This window comes from Streptomyces chisholmiae (assembly GCF_031845445.1).
Classification (GTDB): Bacteria; Actinomycetota; Actinomycetes; order Streptomycetales; family Streptomycetaceae; genus Streptomyces; species Streptomyces chisholmiae.
Map to the genome: position 1 here is coordinate 108,993 of NZ_JAVREO010000003.1, position 19,893 is coordinate 128,885.

2 protein-coding genes (1 of these 2 cut by a window edge) are annotated in these 19,893 nt (G+C 76.2%); both read left to right on the top strand.

What is annotated here, in order from left to right:
- A protein-coding gene (locus RM844_RS05720) for a type I polyketide synthase (protein WP_311666148.1) crosses the window boundary here: on the top strand, positions 1 to 12,011 show its final stretch. It extends 17,302 nt beyond the left edge of the window; the window shows 12,011 of its 29,313 coding nt (coding positions 17,303–29,313); the start codon falls outside the window, past its left edge; the stop codon is at positions 12,009 to 12,011.
- A gap of 60 nt (positions 12,012 to 12,071) precedes the next feature.
- Positions 12,072 to 19,892 (top strand): type I polyketide synthase, encoded by a 7,821-nt coding sequence (locus RM844_RS05725; RefSeq protein WP_311665485.1) that lies wholly within the window; start codon positions 12,072 to 12,074, stop codon positions 19,890 to 19,892.
- Position 19,893: the final 1 nt, after the last annotated feature.

Here is a 19,893-nt window from a genome sequence, read left to right on the forward strand (position 1 = left end):
TGCGGGCCGCCTGGCGCTCGGGTGGTGAGGTGTTCGCCGAGGTTGCCCTCCCAGACGGGGTGAAGGCAGCGGGCTTCGGGCTGCATCCGGCGCTGTTGGACGCCGCGTTGCACGCCGTCGGGCTGACGGGCGAGGCCGGTGGGTTGCCGTTCGCCTGGTCGGGTGTGCGGCTGCACGCGGCCGGGGCGACGGTGCTGCGGGTCCGGCTGGCCTCGCTGGCCACCGGTGGGGTGTCGCTGGTGGTGGCGGACGGCACCGGCGCGCCGGTCGCCTCCGTGGACTCGGTGGTGTTGCGGCCGGCGACTATCGAACAGGCGGGCGTAGAAGGGCTGTTGGGCATCGACTGGCTCGCGCTGCCGATGCCGGAGGACGTGGATTCCAGGCTGGTCGATGTGCGGGTGGCATCCTGCCCGGTCGGCTCCGGTGTTGATCCGGTGGGTGAGGCGCGCGCGGCGGCGTACTGGGCGTTGGAGGCGGTGCAGTCCTGGTTGGCGGACGAGAGTGCGGCCGACGACGGCCGGTTGGTGGTGGTCACGCGGGGTGCGGTCGCGCCGGTGTCGGATGTGGCGCAGGCGGCGGTGTGGGGGTTGGTGCGGTCGGCGCAGTCGGAGAATCCGGACCGGATCGTGTTGCTGGATCTGGACGAGCAGGGCGTTTTGGACGCGGTGTTGCCGGTGGTGCTGGCGACTGGTGAGCCACAACTGGCCGTGCGCGAGGGCGAGATACGCATACCGAGGCTGGCCCGAGTCCCCCAACGGGCGGTGGAGGACCCCGGTTTCGGTGACGGCACGGTGTTGGTGACGGGTGCGACGGGCACGCTGGGCGGTCTGGTGGCTCGGCATCTGGTGGCTGAACGGGGCGTGCGGAGGCTGCTGTTGGTGAGTCGGCGCGGTGCCGATGCGGAGGGTGCTGCCGAACTGGGTGCTGATCTCGAAGTGCTGGGTGCTGAGGTGGCCTTCGCGGCCTGTGATGTCGCCGACCGTGCCGCCGTGGCCGAGCTGCTGGCCGGCAGGGAGATATCCGCGGTGGTGCACACCGCCGGCGTGTTGGACGACGGCACGATCGGTTCGCTCACCCCCGAGCGCATCGACGCGGTCTTCCGCCCCAAGGTGGACGCCGCCTGGCACCTGCACCAGCAGACCAAGGACCTGGACCTCGCGGCCTTCGTGGTGTTCTCCTCGGTGGCCGGTGTGCTCGGCGGCCCGGGTCAGGGGAACTACGCGGCGGCCAACGCGTTCCTCGACGCCCTCGCTGAACAGCGCGCCGCCGAAGGTCTGCCCGCCACCTCGCTGGCCTGGGGTCTGTGGGACACCGACGGTGGCATGGCGGGCAGCCTGGACGCGGGTGACACCCGGCGGATCACCGGGAGTGGCCTGGTCCCCATCGGTCCCGCCGAGGGCCTGGCCCTCCTCGACGCGGCCGGCTCGACGGAGCGGCCCGCCCTCGTTCCGCTGCCGCTGGACCTGCCGACCCTGCGCCGCCAGGCGCGTACGCAGGCCGTTCCGCCGTTGCTGCGCGGCCTGGTGCGCGCCCCGGCCCGCCGGACGGCCGCCGCCGGTTCGGCAGCCGCCGGCTCGGCGTTGGCCCAGTCGCTCGCCGCGCTGAGCGAGGCGGAGCGGGAGAAGGCGCTGTTGGAGCTGGTCCGCACCCATGCCGCGACGGTCCTCGGCCACAGCTCCGTGCACGCCGTGGCGCCCGAACGTGCCTTCCGTGAGCTGGGCTTCGACTCGCTCAGCTCGGTCGAGCTGCGCAACCACCTCAACGCGGCCACCGAACTGCGGCTGCCCGCGACCCTGGTCTTCGACTACCCGACGCCCGCCGCCCTCGCGGCCTTCCTGGGCACCGAGCTGCTGGGCGAGGTGCTCGACGCGGCCGACCACGGCCGCACCGCTCTCGCGACCACCGTGACGGACGAGCCGATCGCGATCGTCGGCATGGCCTGCCGCTACCCGGGCGGCGTCAACTCCCCCGAGGAGTTGTGGCGGTTGGTGCTCGACGGTGTGGACGCGATCAGCGAGTTCCCCACCAACCGGGGCTGGGACCTTGACGCGCTCTACCACCCCGACCCCGACCACACCGGCACCTCTTACACCCGCGAGGGCGGCTTCCTGCACGACGCGGACCAGTTCGACCCGGCGTTCTTCGGGATCTCGCCGCGTGAGGCGCTCGCGATGGACCCGCAGCAGCGGCTGCTGCTGGAGACCTCCTGGGAGGCGTTCGAACGGGCCGGCATCGACCCCGAGTCGATGCGGGGCAACGCGGTCGGGGTGTTCGCCGGGATGATGTACCACGACTACGCGGCCCGGCTCGGGGAGGTGCCGGAGGGCGTCGAGGGCTACCTCGGAACGGGCGGCGCCGGCAGCATCGCCTCCGGCCGGGTCGCCTACGCGCTGGGCCTCGAAGGCCCCGCGGTGACCGTGGACACGGCCTGCTCGTCCTCGCTGGTCGCGCTGCACTGGGCGGCGCAGGCCCTGCGGTCGGGGGAGTGCTCGATGGCGCTGGCCGGCGGCGTCGCGGTGATGGCCACGCCGGGTACCTTTGTCGACTTCAGTCGCCAGCGCGGCCTGGCCGCCGACGGCCGCTGCAAGTCGTTCTCCGACGACGCGGACGGCACCGGCTGGGGCGAGGGCGTCGGGATGCTGCTGGTCGAGCGGCTTTCGGACGCGCGCCGGAACGGGCACCCGGTGCTCGCGGTGATCCGGGGCTCGGCGATCAACCAGGACGGCGCGTCCAACGGCCTGACGGCCCCGAACGGCCCGTCCCAACAGCGGGTGATTCGGCAGGCGTTGGCCTCGGCCGGGTTGCGGGCTGCGGATGTGGACGCGGTGGAGGCGCACGGCACCGGCACCACCCTGGGTGACCCGATCGAGGCGCAGGCGCTGTTGGCCACCTACGGTCAGGACCGGTCGGGGGACGAGCCGCTGTGGCTGGGCTCCATCAAGTCGAACATCGGGCACACCCAGGCGGCGGCCGGCGTCGCCGGGGTGATCAAGATGGTGATGGCGATGCGCCATGGTCAGCTGCCCCCGACCCTGCACGTCGGTGCGCCCTCGGCCAACGTGGACTGGTCGGCGGGGGCAGTCGAGTTGCTGACCGAGGCCCGGCCGTGGCCGGCGACGGGGCAGCGACGCCGGGCGGCCGTCTCCTCGTTCGGCGTCAGTGGTACCAACGCGCACACCATCATCGAGCAGGTCCCGGAGCCGGAGTACGCTCCGCGGTCGAGCGACGGGCTGGTGCCGTGGCTGGTCTCCGCCCGCGGCCCCGAGGCGCTCCGCGCCCAGGCCGCCCGACTGCGCGAACACCTCAGCATCAGGCCGGAGTTCAGCCCGGTCGATGTCGCTCACTCGCTGGCCACCGCACGCACGGCCTTCGACCACCGGGCGGTGGTGCTCGGCCAGGACCGGGCGGCGCTGCTGGACGGGCTGGCCGCGCTGGCCGAGGGCCGGCCGTCAACGGGCGTCTTCAGCGGCTCCGTTGCCACCGGTGGCGTCGGCTTCCTCTTCTCCGGGCAGGGCTCGCAACGGCTCGGCATGGGCCGTCAACTCGCCGCCCGCTACCCGGTGTTCACATCGGCGTTGGACGAGGTGCTGGCCGAGTTCGACCCGACCGTGCGGGAGGCCCTGTTCGGTGACGACCAGGAGGCGCTGAACCAGACCGGCTTCACCCAACCCGCCCTCTTCGCCATCGAGGTGGCGCTCTTCCGCCTGCTGGAGTCCTGGGGTATCCGGCCCGATGTGCTGGCCGGCCACTCCATCGGCGAACTGGCCGCCGTCCACGTGGCCGGGCTGTGGTCCCTGGCGGATGCCGCCAAGGTGGTCGCTGCCCGGGCCGGCCTGATGCAGGCGTTGCCGGCCGGCGGCGCGATGGTCGCCATCCGCGCCACCGAGGCCGAGATCACGGACACCCTCACCGACGGCGTCGGCATCGCCGCCGTCAACGGACCGTCGGCCGTGGTCGTTTCCGGGGCCGAGGACGGTATCGCCACCGTCGCCGCCCACTGGGAGGCCGAGGGCCGGAAGGTCACCAGGTTGCGGGTCAGCCACGCGTTCCACTCCCCGCTGATGGACCCCATGCTGGCTGACTTCCGCCACGTGCTGGACAGCGTCAGCTACCAGCCGACCACCCTCCCCCTGGTCTCCACCCTCACCGGCCAGCCCGTCTCCGCCGAGGAACTGGCCACCCCCGACTACTGGGTCCGGCACGTCCGCGAGACGGTCCGTTTCGCCGACGCCATCGCCACCCTCACCGACCAGGGCATCCGCACCTTCGTCGAGATCGGCCCCGGCGGCACCCTCACCACCCTCGGCCAGGAGGCCACGCCGGACGGCCTCGACGCCGCGTTCGTCCCGGCGCTGCGCGCCGACCGCGAGGAGGAGCCGGCGCTGCTCGCCGCCCTCGCCCAAGCCCACACCCGAGGCATCGGCGTCGACTGGCCGACCGTCCTCGACACCGCCCACGCCCCCCGGCTCGAGCTGCCGACCTACGCCTTCCAGCACCAGCGTTACTGGCTGGACGCGCCGGCCGGGGCCGGCGAGCCCGGGCCGGCGGATGTGGACGAGGCGCGGTTCTGGGCCGCGTTGGAGGACTTGGAGAACTCGGCGGACTCGGCTGGCGCGGAGGCGGCCGGGCTGGCCGCGTCGTTGGGGATCACCGACGAGGCGGCGGCCGAGGCGCTGCGCGCGGCGGCCCCGGTGTTGTCCTCGTGGCGGCGGGCGAACCGGGCCAAGTCGACGGTGGACGGCTGGCGTTACGCCGTCGAGTGGCAGCCGGTCCAGGCTCGGGCCCTGGTGCCGGCGGTCGGCCGCTGGCTGCTGGTGGCACCGCCGGGCGAGGAGCGTGCCGCCGTGCTGCGTGGCCTGCTTGCCGAGCGGGGTCTCGACCTGACGCTGGTCGAGCCGGACGCGTGGGACCGCGCCGGCCTGGCGGCGGCGCTGACCGCCGCCGTCGCCCCCGGGGCGGACGGCGAACTGAACGGCGTGCTCTCGCTGTTGGCGTTGGACGAGGCACCGCACCCGGCGCACCCGGCGGTGCCGAACGGGGTGGCGGCCACGCTGGCGCTGGTGCAGGCGTTGGGTGATGCCGCGCTGTCGGCGCCGCTGTGGTGCCTGACGGCGGGCGCGGCGGCGGCGGTCGAGGGCGACGAGGTGACGGGCTTCGGCCAGTCGTTGGTGTGGGGGCTGGGTCGGGCGGTGGCGTTGGAACACCCGGACCGGTGGGGCGGGTTGGTGGATCTGCCGGCGGTGTGGGACGGGACGGTGGCCGACCGGTTGGTCGGGCTGTTGGGCGGCGGGGAGGACGAGGTCGCGGTGCGCGGCGCGGCCGGGTTCGCGCGGCGGCTGCGGCGGGCCGGGCGGTCGGCGGACGGCGCCGGGTGGGTGCCGCGCGGGACGGTGCTGGTGACCGGTGGTCTGGGGGCGTTGGGTGCCAGGACGGCGCGGTGGCTGGCGGAGCGGGGGGCGGAGCATCTGGTGTTGGTGAGCCGGCGCGGCCCGGCGGCGGCGGGTGCCGCCGAGGTGGAGGCCGAGCTGGTGGCGTTGGGTGCGCGGGTGACGGTGGCGGCGGTGGACATCGCCGACCGGGACGGGCTGGCGGCGCTGCTGGACCGGCTGGCCGCGGCCGGCGACCAGGTGCGCGCGGTGGTGCACGCGGCCGGTACCGACGACGGGGCGCCGGTGGGTGAGCTGGACCTGACGGGCTTCGCGGACGCGGTCACCGCCAAGGTGGCGGGCGCCGCGCACCTGCACGAGCTGCTGGCGGACGTGCCGTTGGACGCGTTCCTCGCCTACTCGTCGATCGCCGGCGTGTGGGGCGGTGGCGGGCAGGGCGCCTATGGCGCGGCCAACGCCTACCTGGACGCGCTGGCCGCGCACCGGGTGGCGCGCGGGCTGCCGGGCACGGCGGTGGCCTGGGGCCCCTGGGACGGCGGCGGGATGGCGGACGCGGAGGCCCGCCGGCAGCTGGCCAGGCGGGGGCTGCCTGCGCTGGCCCCGGAGCTGGCGGTGGACGCGGTCGCCGACGCGGTGGGCGGCGGCGCGGCCGGCACGGTGCTGGTGGACGTGGACTGGGAGCGGTTCGCGCCGGCGTTCACGGTGGGACGGCCGAGCCGGCTGCTGGCCGAGCTGCCGGAGGCGCGGGCCGCGCTCGCCGACCGGAACGGTGACGGGGCCGGTGACGGTTCCGGTGATGGGGACGGCGGCGCGGGGGCCGCGCTGCGGGCCCGGCTCGCCGGCCTGGACCCGGCGCGGCGCGGGGAGCTGGTGCGCGCGCTGGTGCTGGCGGAGGCGGCGGCCGTGCTGGGGCACGCGTCGGCCGACGCGGTGGACCCCGAACGGGCCTTCCGCGAGCTGGGGTTCGACTCGCTGACGGCGGTGGAGCTGCGGAACCGGCTGGTGGCGGCGTCCGGGCTGGCGTTGCCGGCGACGGTGGTCTTCGACTACCCGAGCGCGGCGGCGCTGGCCGACCACCTGCTGTCGGCGCTGCTGGACGGGGTGCCCGACGGCGCGGCCCCGGCGCCGGCCGTCGCCCCAGGGACGAGCGGCGTGGCGGACGACCCGATCGCGATCGTGTCGATGGGCTGCCGGTTCCCCGGTGGGGTCGCCTCGCCGGAGGACCTGTGGCGGCTGCTGGTCGAGGGCGGCGACGCGGTCGCCGAGTTCCCCACCGACCGGGGCTGGGACCTGGCGGGGCTCTACGACCCGGACCCGGCGGCGGTCGGGACCTCGTACGCCCGAGTGGGCGCCTTCCTGGACCGGGTGGCGGAGTTCGACGCGGGCTTCTTCGGGCTGTCGCCCCGGGAGGCGCTCGCGATGGACCCGCAGCAGCGGTTGCTGCTGGAGACCTCCTGGGAGGTGTTCGAGCGGGCCGGGATCGACCCGGACGCCCTGCGCGGCGAGCGGGTCGGCGTGTTCGTCGGCTCCAACATGCAGGACTACGCGACGGTGTTGGGCGGCGCGGCCGAGGACGTCGGAGGGTATGCGGCGACCGGCAGCTCGGCGAGCGTGATGTCGGGCCGGCTCTCCTACACCTTCGGTCTGGAGGGCCCGGCCGTCACGGTCGACACGGCCTGCTCGTCCTCGCTGGTGGCGCTGCACCAGGCGGTGGCGGCGCTCCGCTCCGGCGAGTGTGAGCTGGCGCTGGCCGGCGGGGTGACGGTGATGTCCACGCCGGGCGCGTTCATCGAGTTCAGCCGGCAGCGCGGGCTGGCCGTGGACGGCCGGTGCAAGGCGTTCGCCGCCGCCGCGGACGGCACCGGCTGGGGCGAGGGCATCGGGATGCTGCTGGTGGAGCGGCTCTCCGACGCGCGCCGCAACGGGCACCAGGTGCTCGCCCTGGTCCGCGGTTCGGCCGTGAACCAGGACGGCGCGTCCAACGGGCTGACCGCGCCCAACGGTCCGTCCCAACAGCGGGTGATCCGGCAGGCGTTGGCCAGCGCGGGTCTCGGCACGGCGGACGTGGACGTGGTCGAGGCGCACGGTACCGGCACCACGTTGGGTGACCCGATCGAGGCGCAGGCGCTGCTGGCCACCTACGGTCAGGGGCGTGCGGGCGAACCGCTGTGGCTGGGCTCGGTGAAGTCCAACATCGGCCACACCCAGGCGGCGGCCGGCGTCGCCGGGGTCATCAAGATGGTGCTGGCCATGCGGCACGGGGTGCTGCCCCGCACGCTGCACGTGGACGAGCCGTCGCCGCACGTCGACTGGTCCGCCGGGGCGCTGGAGCTGCTCACCGACGAGCGGGCCTGGCCGGCCGTGGACCGGCCCCGCCGGGCCGGGGTCTCGTCCTTCGGGTTCAGCGGCACCAACGCGCACACCATCATCGAACAGGCGCCGGCCGTAGCGGAGTTGGCCCCCGAGCCCGAGCCCTCGACCGAGTCCGAGTCCGAGTCCGGGACCGGGACCGAGTCCGGGACCACGACCCAGCCCGCGACCGACGCGCCGCCGGCGGCCGTGCCGTGGGTGCTGTCGGCGCGCTCCGTCGAGGCGCTGCGCGCGCAGGCCGCCCGGCTGCTGGCCGCGACCGCCCCCGAACCCGCGACCCCGGACGTCCCCGACCTCGAACTCACCGACATCGCCCAGGCGTTGCGTGCCAGGACGGTCTTCGACCACCGGGCCGTGCTGGTCGGCCGGGACCGGGCCGAGCTGCGGGCCGGGCTGGCCGCGCTGGCCGAGGGGCGCGAGGCGCCCAACCTGGTGACCGGCGTGGCCCGTGGCCGGGGTGCCGGCGTGGTCTTCGTCTTCCCCGGGCACGGCACCCAGTGGCTCGGCATGGCCGGCGAACTGCTCGCCCAGTCACCGGTGTTCCGCGACCGGATGGCCGAGTGCGCGGCGGCGCTGGCCGAGTTCGTGGACTGGTCGCTGCTGGACGCCATCGTGGACCCGGACCTGATGGAGCGTCTGGACGTGGTCCAGCCGGCGCTGTTCGCGGTGATGGTGTCGCTGGCCGCCACCTGGCGGTCCTGGGGCGTCGAACCGGCCGCCGTGCTCGGGCACTCGCAGGGCGAGATCGCGGCGGCCTGTGTCGCCGGCGCCCTGTCGCTGCGCGACGCGGCGCGGCTGGTGGTGCTGCGCAGCCGCGCGCTGGCCTCGCTGGCCGGCCGGGGCGGCATGGTCTCCGTCGCGCTGGACGTGGCCGCCGTACGGGAGTTGCTGACCCGCTGGGAGGGGCGGCTCGCGGTCGGCGTGGTCAACGGGCCGGCGTCGGTGGTGGTGTCCGGCGATGTGGACGCGCTGGACGAGCTGGTGGCGGAGTGCGCCGAGCGCGGCGTGTGGGCGCGGCGGGTCAAGGCGGACTACGCCCCGCACTCGCACCAGGTGGCTTCGGTGGAGGCGGAGTTGCTGGCCGGGCTGGCCGGGGTGGCGCCGCGCTCCGGCGACGTGCCGTACTACTCGCCGCTGGCCGGCGACTGGCTGGACACCGCCGAGCTGGACGCCGACTACTGGTACCGGAGCCTGCGCCGGACGGTGGAGTTCGCCGACGCGGTCTCCGCGCTGGCGGCGGCCGGCCACCGGACCTTCGTCGAGGTGAGCCCGCACTCGGTGCTGGTGGCCGGGCTGGGTGAACTGCTCGGCGCGGACGGCGTGGTGGCGGGATCGCTGCGCCGGGGCGACGGCAGCCTGCACCGGCTGCTGCTCTCCGCCGGCGGTCTGTTCACCCGAGGCGGTCGGGTGGCGTGGCCGCTGCCCGCCGCGCGGCGGGTGGTGCTGCCGACCTACCCGTTCCAGCGGCAGCGGTTCTGGCCCACGGCGGCGCCGACCGCCGCCGGGGACGTGACCGCGGCCGGTCTTGGCCGGGTGGCGCACCCGGTGCTGGGCGCCGTCACCGAACTCGCCGACTCCGAGGGGCTGGTGTTCAGCGGGCGGCTGTCCGCGCGCAGCCACCCGTGGCTGACGGACTACCGGGTGCTGGGTTCGACGGTGCTGCCCGGCGCCGCCTATGTGGACCTGGCGCTGCGCGCCGGCGACCAGGTGGGCTGCGCGGCGCTGGACGAGCTGGTGTTGGAGGCGCCGCTGGTGTTGCCCGAGCGGGACGGGGTGCGGCTGCGGCTGAGCCTGGCCGGGCCGGACGCGGCGGGCCGGCGGGCGTTCACCGTGGACTCCCGGGGTGATCGGGGCGGCGGCTGGACCCGGCATGCCACCGGCCGGCTGGCGGCCGACGCGGCGCCGGTGACCGGGGAGTTGGTGGCCTGGCCGCCGGCCGAGGCGGAGCCGGTCGAGCTGGCCGACCACTATCCGGCCGTCGCCGCCGCCGGGCTGGACCACGGCCCGGCGTTCCGCGGGCTGCGTGCCGCCTGGCGGAAGGGCGACGAGCTGTACGCCGAGGTGGAGGTGGCGGACGGCCTTGCCGAGGACGGCTACCACCTGCACCCGACGCTGCTGGACGCGGCGCTGCACGCCGCCGCCGGGCAGCTGACGCCGGTGGACGGGCTGCCGTTCTCCTGGACCGGGGTGCGGCTGGTGGCGACCGGGGCGACCGCGCTGCGGGTCCGGCTGACCCCGGTCGGGGTGTCGGCGGTCGCGCTGCTCGTCGCCGACGGGGCCGGCCAACCGGTCGCAGCCGTGGACGAGTTGAGCGTCCGGCCGGTCTCCGCCGAGCAGCTGGACCTGGCCAGGTCGGCGCACCGGGACGCGCTGTTCGGGGTGGAGTGGGTGCCGATGGCGGACGCCGCGCCCGACCCCGGGGCGTGGGCGGTGCTGGGCGACCCGTCGGGGCGGCTGGCGGGCGCGCTCGCCGCGGCCGGCGCGCCGGTCGACCAACACCCCGATCTGGCCGGGCTGTCGGCCGCCCTCGACGGTGGCGCGCCGGCGCCGCGCTGGGTGGCGGTGCCGGTGGCGGCTGGCGCCACCACCCCGGTGGACGCCGCCCGGCAGACCCTCGACCTGCTCCAGGGGTGGCTGGCCGACGGCCGGTTCGCCGCGTCCCGGCTGGTGCTGGTGACCGGCGGGGCGGTGGCGGCCGGGCCGGACGAGGACGTGCCGGACCTGGTGCGGGCCCCCGTCTGGGGGCTGGTGCGGTCCGCCCAGTCGGAGCATCCGGACCGGTTCACGCTGGTCGACGTGGACGGCGCCGACCGATCGGCGCGGGCGCTGCCCACCGTGGTGGCGGCCGGCGAGCCGCAGGCCGCGGTCCGTGGCGGCGTCGTCTCGGTGCCGAGGCTGGCCCGGCTGGCGGCGCCGGCCGGGGCGCCGGCGGCGTTCGCGCCGGCCGGCGCGGTGCTGGTGACGGGCGGCCTGGGCACGCTGGGCGCGCTGACCGCCCGACACCTGGTGGCCCGGCACGGGGTGCGGGAGCTGGTGCTGGTCGGCCGGCGCGGGCCGGCGACGCCGGGCGCCGACGCGCTGTGCCGGGAGCTGACCGAGCTGGGCGCCAGGGTCACCGCGGTGGCCTGCGACCTGGCCGACCGGGACGCGGTCGCCGCGCTGCTGGCCGAGCATCCGGTGACGGCGGTGGTGCACACGGCCGGCGTGCTGGACGACGCCACGATCACCTCCCTGACGGGCGATCAGCTGGCCACCGTCTTCCGCCCCAAGGTCGAGGCAGCCCGCCATCTGCACGAGCTGACCGCCGAGTTGGACCTGTCCGCGTTCGTGCTGTTCTCGGCGGCTGCCGGCACCTTCGGCGGTCCAGGGCAGGGCAACTACGCGGCGGCCAACGCCTATCTCGACGCGCTGGCCCAGCACCGCCGGGCGGCGGGGCTGCCCGCCACCTCGCTGGCCTGGGGCCTGTGGGCGGCGGCCAGCGGCCTCACCGAGCACCTGGCCGACGCCGACCTGCGGCGGCTGGCGCGCGGCGGCATGCTGCCGCTGGCCGCCGAGGACGGCATGGCGCTGTTCGACGCGGCCCGCGCCACCGGCGCCGCGACGGCGGTGCCCGCCGCGCTGGACCTGGCGGCGCTGCGGGCCCACCCGGACCGGGTGCCGCCGCTGCTGCGCGGCCTGGTGCCGGCGCCGGCCCGCCGGGCCGCCAGCGTCGGCGGCGACGCCGGCGCGGTGCCGCTGGCCCAGCGGCTCGCCGGCCTGACCGAGGCCGAGCAGGACCGGGCGCTGGTGCGGCTGGTCCGCGGCCACACGGCGGCGGTCCTCGGCTTCGCCGGGCCGGCGGCCGTGGACCCCGACCGGGCGTTCAAGGAGCTGGGCTTCGACTCGCTGACCGCCGTCGAGCTGCGCAACCGGCTGGACGCGGAGGCCGGGGTGCGGCTGCCGGCGACGCTGGTCTTCGACCATCCGAGCCCGGCGGCGCTCGCCGCGCACCTGCGGACCACGCTGCTGGCCGGGTCGGCCACGCCGGCCGCCGAGGTCCTCGGCGAGCTGAACCGGCTGACCGTGTCCATCGCCAAGCTCGACCCGGACGACGCGCTGGCCGGCGACATCCGGCTGCGCCTGCGGTCGCTGCTGACCGCCTGGGACGGCCGGGCGGCCGACGGCCGGGAGCCGGCCGGGCCGGCCGACGACCTGAGCGGCGCGGCGACGCTCGACGACGTCTTCCAGATCATCGACGGCGAACTCGACTCCTGACCCGCGCCGCGGACGCCGACCCGGACGACCACGGACTCCACCAAGAGGGGTAGCACGCACATGTCGCACGACGACAAGGTCCTCGACTACCTGAAGCGCCTGACCGCCGACCTGCGGCAGACCAGGCAACGGCTGCGCGACGTCGAGGAGCGGGCCGCCGAGCCGATCGCCGTCGTCGGCATGGCCTGCCGCTTCCCCGGCGGCGTCGACTCGCCCGAGGACCTGTGGCGGCTGCTCGCCGACGGCCGGGACGCCGTCACCGAGTTCCCCACCGACCGCGGCTGGGACGTGGCGGCGCTCTACGACCCGGACCCGGCGCACCCCGGCACCACCTACAGCCGGCACGGCGCGTTCCTGACGGACGTGGGCGGCTTCGACGCCGACTTCTTCGGGATCTCGCCGCGCGAGGCGCTGGCCATGGACCCGCAGCAGCGGCTGCTGCTGGAGACCTCCTGGGAGGCGTTCGAACGGGCCGGCATCGACCCGGACACCCTGCGCGGCAGCCGGGCCGGCGTCTTCGTCGGCACCAACGGCCAGGACTACGCGCCGCTGTTGACGGCCGCCCGGGAGCAGGTGGACGGCTATGTCGGCACCGGCAGCGCGGCCAGCGTCATCTCCGGCCGGATCTCCTACACCTTCGGCCTGGAGGGCCCGGCCGTCACGGTGGACACGGCCTGCTCGTCCTCGCTGGTGGCGCTCCACCAGGCGGTGGCGGCGCTCCGCTCGGGGGAGTGCGAGTTGGCGTTGGCCGGTGGGGTGACGGTGATGTCCACGCCGGGCGTCTTCGTGGAGTTCAGCCGGCAGCGCGGGCTGGCGACGGACGGCCGCTGCAAGGCGTTCGCGGACGCCGCCGACGGCACCGGCTGGGGCGAGGGCGTCGGCCTGCTGCTGGTGGAGCGGCTCTCCGACGCGCGCCGCAACGGCCACCAGGTCCTCGCCGTCGTCCGGGGTTCGGCGGTCAACCAGGACGGCGCGTCCAACGGCCTGACCGCCCCCAACGGCCCGTCCCAACAGCGCGTCATCCGGCAGGCGTTGGCCAGCGCGGGCCTGACCACCGCGGACGTGGACGCGGTCGAGGCGCACGGCACCGGCACCCGGCTCGGCGACCCGATCGAGGCACAGGCGCTGCTGGCCACCTACGGCCAGGGCCGGCCCGACGGCGAGCCGCTGTGGCTCGGCTCGGTCAAGTCCAACATCGGGCACACCCAGGCCGCCGCCGGCGTGGTCGGCGTGATCAAGATGGTCCTCGCCCTGCGGCACGGGGAGTTGCCGCCCACCCTGCACGTGGACGAGCCCTCCCGGCACGTCGACTGGTCGGCCGGCCGGGTCGAGCTGCTCACCGAGGCCCGCCCCTGGCCGGCGACCGACCGGCCGCGCCGGGCCGGGATCTCCTCCTTCGGGGTGAGCGGCACCAACGCGCACGTCATCGTCGAACAGGCCCCCGAAGCGCCCCAGGAGCCCGACCAGCGAGCCGAGTCGCCGACCGCGTCGCCCGCCGGCGCCGTGCTGCCCTGGCCGCTGTCGGCGCACGGCCCGGCGGCGCTGCGCGCCCAGGCCGGCCGGCTGCGCCCCGCGCTCGCCCAACCCGACCCGGTGGCCGCCGCGTTGGCGCTGGCCACCAGCCGGGCGGCGCTGGTCAGCCGCGCGGTGGTCCTCGCCGACAGCCAGGAGGCCCGGCTGGCCGCCCTCGACGCGCTGGCCGACGGCCGGCCCACGCCGGACGTGGTGACCGGGACGGCCGGCCCCGGCTCGCTCGCCTTCCTCTTCGCCGGGCAGGGTGCGCAGCGGCTCGGCATGGGCCGCGAACTGGCCGACCACTTCCCGGTGTTCGCGTCGGCGTTGGACGAGGCGCTGGCGCACTTCGACCCGGCCGTCCGGGCCGCGCTGCACGGCGCGGACGAGGCGCCGCTGCACGAGACGGGCGTCACCCAGCCGGCGCTCTTCGCCGTCGAGGTGGCGCTGCACCGGCTGCTGCTGTCCTTCGGACTGCGGCCCGAGGTGCTGGCCGGCCACTCCGTCGGCGAGCTGGCCGCCGCCCACGTCGCGGGGCTGTGGTCCCTGGCCGACGCCGCCAGGGTGGTGGCGGCCCGGGCCGGCCTGATGCAGGCGTTGCCGGCCGGCGGCGCGATGGCCGCGATCCGGGCCACCGAGGCCGAGATCACGCCGACCCTGACCGACGGCGTCGGCATCGCCGCCGTCAACGGCCCGTCCGCCGTGGTCGTTTCGGGCCCGGCCGGGGACGTCGAGGCGGTCGCCGAGCACTGGCGGGCGGCAGGTCGGAAGGTCACTCGGCTGCGGGTCAGCCACGCCTTCCACTCCCCGCTGCTGGACCCGATGCTGGCCGACTACCGGCACGTGCTCGACAGCGTCAGCTACCAGCCGCCCACCCTGCCCCTGGTCTCCACCCTCACCGGCCGGCCCGCCACCCCCGAGGAACTGGCCGACCCCGACTACTGGGTGCGGCAGGTACGCGAGCCGGTGCGGTTCGCCGACGCCGTCGCCACCCTCGCCGCCGAGGGCGTGACCACCTTCGTCGAGGTCGGCCCCGGTGGCACCCTCTCCGCACTCGGCCAGGAGACCGCCCCCGAGGCCGCGTTCGTCCCCACCCTGCGCGGCGACCGACCCGAGCCGACGGCGGTGCTGACCGCGCTGGCCAGGGCCCACGTCCGGGGCGTTCCGGTGGACTGGCCGGCCATCCTCGGCGCCCCGCGCGCCAACCGCGTCGAACTGCCGACCTACGCCTTCCAGCGGACCCGGTACTGGCCCGAGGGCGCCGCCCTGGTCGGCGGCGCCCCACCCGACACCGGCGCCCCCTCCGAAGCGCCCCGCCGCACCGCAGCCGCCGAGGCGCTGGCCGCCGCCGGCTCCGCGCTGGCCCGCTCGCTGGCCGGCCTGACCGACGCCGACCGGGCGCGGACCCTCGGCGAACTGGTCCGCACCCACGCCGCCCTCGTCCTCGGCCACGGCACCGCCCACCCGGTCGCCGCCGACCGCCCGTTCAAGGAACTGGGCTTCGACTCGCTGACCGCCGTCGAGCTGCGCAACCAGCTGACCGGGGCGACCGAGTTGACGCTGCCCGCCACCCTGGTCTTCGACTACCCGACACCGGCCGCGCTGGCCGCGTTCCTCGACGCCGAGCTGACCGGAGCGACCGATTCCGCGCACCGCCAGGCCGGCCCGGTGGCCGCCGACGAGCCAATCGCCATCGTCGGCATGAGCTGCCGCTACCCCGGCGGCGTCAACTCGCCCGACGACCTGTGGCGGCTGGTGCGCGACGAGGTGGACGCCGTCACCGAGTTCCCCGCCAACCGGGGCTGGGACCTGGCCGCCCTCTACCACCCGGACCCCGACCACCAGGGCACCACCTACACCCGCTCCGGCGGCTTCCTGCCCGACGCCGACCGCTTCGACCCGGAGTTCTTCGGCATCTCGCCGCGCGAGGCGCTCACCATGGACCCGCAGCAGCGGCTGCTGCTGGAGACCTCCTGGGAGGCGTTCGAACGCGCCGGCATCGACCCGACGGCGGCCCACGGGCGCGACATCGGCGTCTTCACCGGCACCAACATGCAGGACTACGGCACCCTGTTGGCCGCCAGCGGGGAGAGCGTCGAGGGCTACATCGGCACCGGCAACGCGGCCAGCGTCGTCTCCGGCCGGGTCTCCTACACCTTCGGCCTCACCGGCCCGGCGGTCACCGTGGACACCGCCTGCTCGTCCTCGCTGGTCGCCCTGCACTGGGCCGCCCAGGCGCTCCGGGCGGGGGAGTGCTCGCTGGCGCTGGTCGGCGGCGTCGCGGTGATGTCGACCCCGGACTCTTTCATCGACTTCAGCCGGCAGCGCGGCCTGGCCGCCGACGGCCGCTGCAAGTCGTTCTCCGACAGCGCGGACGGCACCGGCTGGGGCGAGGGCGTCGGCGTGCTGGTGCTCCAGCGGCTCTCCGACGCCCGCCGCGCCGGCCACCGGGTGCTCGCCGTCGTGCGGGGCTCGGCCGTCAACCAGGACGGCGCGTCCAACGGGCTGACCGCCCCCAACGGCCCCTCCCAACAGCGCGTCATCCGGCAGGCGTTGGCCGCCGCCGGGCTCCAGGCCGCCGACGTGGACGCGGTCGAGGCGCACGGCACCGGCACCACCCTCGGCGACCCCATCGAGGCGCAGGCCCTGCTCGCCACCTACGGCCGCGACCGGGACGCCGAACACCCGCTCTGGCTCGGCTCGTTGAAGTCCAACATCGGCCACACCCAGGCCGCCGCCGGCGTCGCCGGCGTCATCAAGATGGTGCAGGCCATGCGCCACGGGGTGCTGCCCCGCACCCTGCACGTCACCGAACCGACCCCGCGGGTCGACTGGTCCGCCGGCGGCGTCGAGCTGCTCACCGAGGCCCGCCCCTGGCCGGCGGGCGACCGGCCGCGCCGGTTCGGCATCTCGTCCTTCGGGTTCAGCGGCACCAACGCGCACGCCGTCATCGAACAGGCCCCGGACGTCGAGGAACCGGCCCCGACCGCGCCGGAGCCGCCCGAACCGCCCGTGCTGCCGCTGCCACTCGCCGCCCGCGGCACCGACGCGCTGCCCGCCCAGGCCGCCCGGCTGCACGCCCACCTGACGGCCCACCCCGAGCTGCGCCCACTGGACGTGGCCCGCACCCTGGCCGACACCCGCGCCGCCCTCGACCACCGCGCGGTCGTCCTCGGCCAGGACCGCGCCGGCCTGCTGGCCGGGCTCGCCGCCCTCGCCGCCGGCCGCACCGCCGACGGACTGGTGACCGGCACCGCCGCCGGGCACCGGCTGGGCTTCCTCTTCTCCGGTCAGGGCGCGCAGCGACTCGGCATGGGCCGTGAACTGGCCGCCGCCTACCCCGTGTTCGCGTCGGCGCTCGACGAGGCGCTGGCGCACTTCGACCCGGCGGTCCGTGCGACGCTGCACGGCGACGACGAGGAGGCGCTGCACCGGACCGGGGTCACCCAGCCGGTGCTCTTCGCCGTCGAGGTCGCGCTCTTCCGGCTCCTGGAGTCCTGGGGCGTCCGGCCCGACGTACTGGCCGGCCACTCCATCGGCGAGCTGGCCGCCGCCCACGTCGCGGGGCTGTGGTCCCTGGCCGACGCCGCCAGGGTGGTCGCGGCCCGCGCCGGCCTGATGCAGGCGTTGCCCGCCGGCGGCGCGATGGCCGCGATCCGCGCCACCGAGGCCGAGATCACCCCCACCCTCACCGAGACCGTCGCCATCGCCGCCATCAACGGCCCCTCCGCCGTGGTCATCTCAGGCCCCGCCCAGGACGTCGAGGCGGTCGCCGACCACTGGCGGACGGCAGGTCGCAAGGTCACCCACCTCAAGGTCAGCCACGCCTTCCACTCACCCCTGATGGACCCGATGCTGGCCGACTTCCGCCGGGTACTCGACAGCGTCAGCCCGCAGCCGACCACCCTCCCCCTGGTCTCCACCCTCACCGGCAAACGGGCCACCCCCGAGGAACTGGCCGACCCCGACTACTGGGTCCGGCACGCGCGGCAACCCGTCCGCTTCGCCGACGCCGTCGACACCCTCGGCCACGAGGACACCGACCTCTTCCTGGAGATCGGGCCCGGCACCACCCTCACCGCCCTCGGCCGGGAGACCACCCCCGACGCCACCTTCCTACCCACCCTGCCCACCCCCGACCGGAGCGAGCCACTCGCCCTCACCACCGCCGTCGCCAGCCTGCACACCCGAGGCGTCGCCGTCGACTGGTCGGTGCTCACCCCCGGCGGCCGCCACATCGACCTGCCCACCTACGCCTTCCGCCGCCAACGGTTCTGGCCCAAGCCCCCCACCGGCCGGCCCACCGGCCCCGGCTCCGCCGTCGACGAACGGTTCTGGACCGCCGTCGCCGACGGCGACCTCACCGGCCTCGCCGACACCCTCACCATCGCCCCGGACGAGCCCATCGCCGCCGTGCTGCCCCGGCTGTCCCAATGGCGCCGCGAACAGGCCGCCCACGCAGCCGCCGACAGCTGGCGCTACCGCGCCACCTGGCAAGCCGTGGACGACGCCCCGGCCACCCTCACCGGGGACTGGCTGCTGGTCAGCCGCGACGGCACCGGCACCGCCCCCGTCGCCGACGCCCTCACCCGGCACGGCGCCCACGTCATCCCCCTCCACACCGGCGACACCCCCGACCGGGCCTCGCTGACCGCCCTGCTCACCGCCGCCGGGCCGGCCGCCGGCGTCCTCTCGCTCCTCGCCCTCGACCCCGCCCAGCCGGCCGGCGGCCTGCCCGCCACCCTCGCCCTCGTCCAGGCCGCCGCCGACACCGACCTGGCCGCCCCCCTGTGGTGCGCGACCAGCGGCGCCGTCACCGTCGGCGCCGCCGACCCGCCCGCCAGGCCCGACCAGGCCACCCTCTGGGGCCTCGGCCGGGTCGCCGCCCTGGAACGCCCGGCCGGCTGGGGCGGCCTGATCGACCTGCCCGAACGCCTCGACGAGGCCGCCGCCGCCCGCCTCGCCGGCATCCTGACCGGCCAGCCGGCCGAGGACCAGGTCGCCCTCCGCCCCGCCGGTACCTACGCCCGACGGCTGCTGCCCGCCCCCACCGGCCCCGCCACCGACTGGCGGCCCACCGGCACCGCCCTCGTCACCGGCGGCACCGGCTCCCTCGGCCGGCACATCGCCCACTGGCTACTCGACCGCGGCGCCGACCACCTGCTGCTCACCAGCCGGCGCGGCCCCGAAGCGCCAGGCGCCGCCGAACTCGCCGCCGAACTCACCGCCCGCGGCGCCCACGTCACCATCGCCGCCTGCGACGCCGCCGACCGGGACGCGCTGGCCGCCCTGCTCGCCACCCTCCCCACCGACCAGCCACTCAGCACCGTCGTGCACGCCGCCGGCGTCCTCGACGACGGCGTCCTCACCTCCCTCACCCCCGACCGGTTCGACACCGTGCTCCGCCCCAAGATCGACGCCGCCGTCAACCTGCACGAACTCACCCGCGACCACGAACTGACCGCGTTCGTCCTCTTCTCCTCCGTCGCCGCCACCTTCGGCGCACCCGGCCAGGCCAACTACGCCGCCGCCAACGCCTACCTCGACGCGCTCGCCGAACAGCGCGCCGCCGAGGGGCTGCCCGCCACCGCCGTCGCCTGGGGCCCGTGGGACGGCGGCGGCATGGCCGAAGGGCCGCTCGGCGAAGCGCTGCGCCGCCGCGGCCTGCCGCCGCTCAGCCCCGAACGGGCCGTCGCCGCCCTCGACCGGGCCATCCGGCACGGCGCCCCGACCGAACTGGTCGCCGACGTCGACTGGGCGGTGTTCACCCCCGGCTTCACCGCCGTCCGCCCCAGCCCGCTGCTCCGCGAACTCCCCGGCGCCCCAACCGACTCCACCGCCGAGACCACCCAACCCGCCGACCTGGCCGCCACCCTCGCCAGCCTCCCCGCGGAGGACCGCGCCCGTGCCGTCCTCGACCTGGTCCGCGAACAGGCCGCCGCCGTCCTCGGCCACCCGGGCGGCCGCACCATCGAACCCGAACGGGCCTTCCAGGACCTCGGGTTCGACTCCCTCACCGCCGTCGAGTACCGCAACATCCTCAACGCCACCACCGGACTCAACCTGCCCGCCACCCTCGTCTTCGACCACCCCACCCCGGCCGCCCTCGCCGACCACGTCCTCACCCAACTCCCCGGCGGCCAGAGCCCGTCCATCGACACCGAGCTGGACCGCCTGGAGTCCGCGCTGTCCGTCCTCACCCCGGACGACACCCAGCGCGCCGACATCGGCGCCCGCCTCCGCGCCCTGCTCACCCGCTGGGACGAGACCCACTCCCGCCCCGAAACCACCGACGCCGGCCCGGACGCGCGCACCGCCTCCGCCGACGAACTGCTCGCGCTGCTCGACGACGAACTCGGTAGGTCCTGAC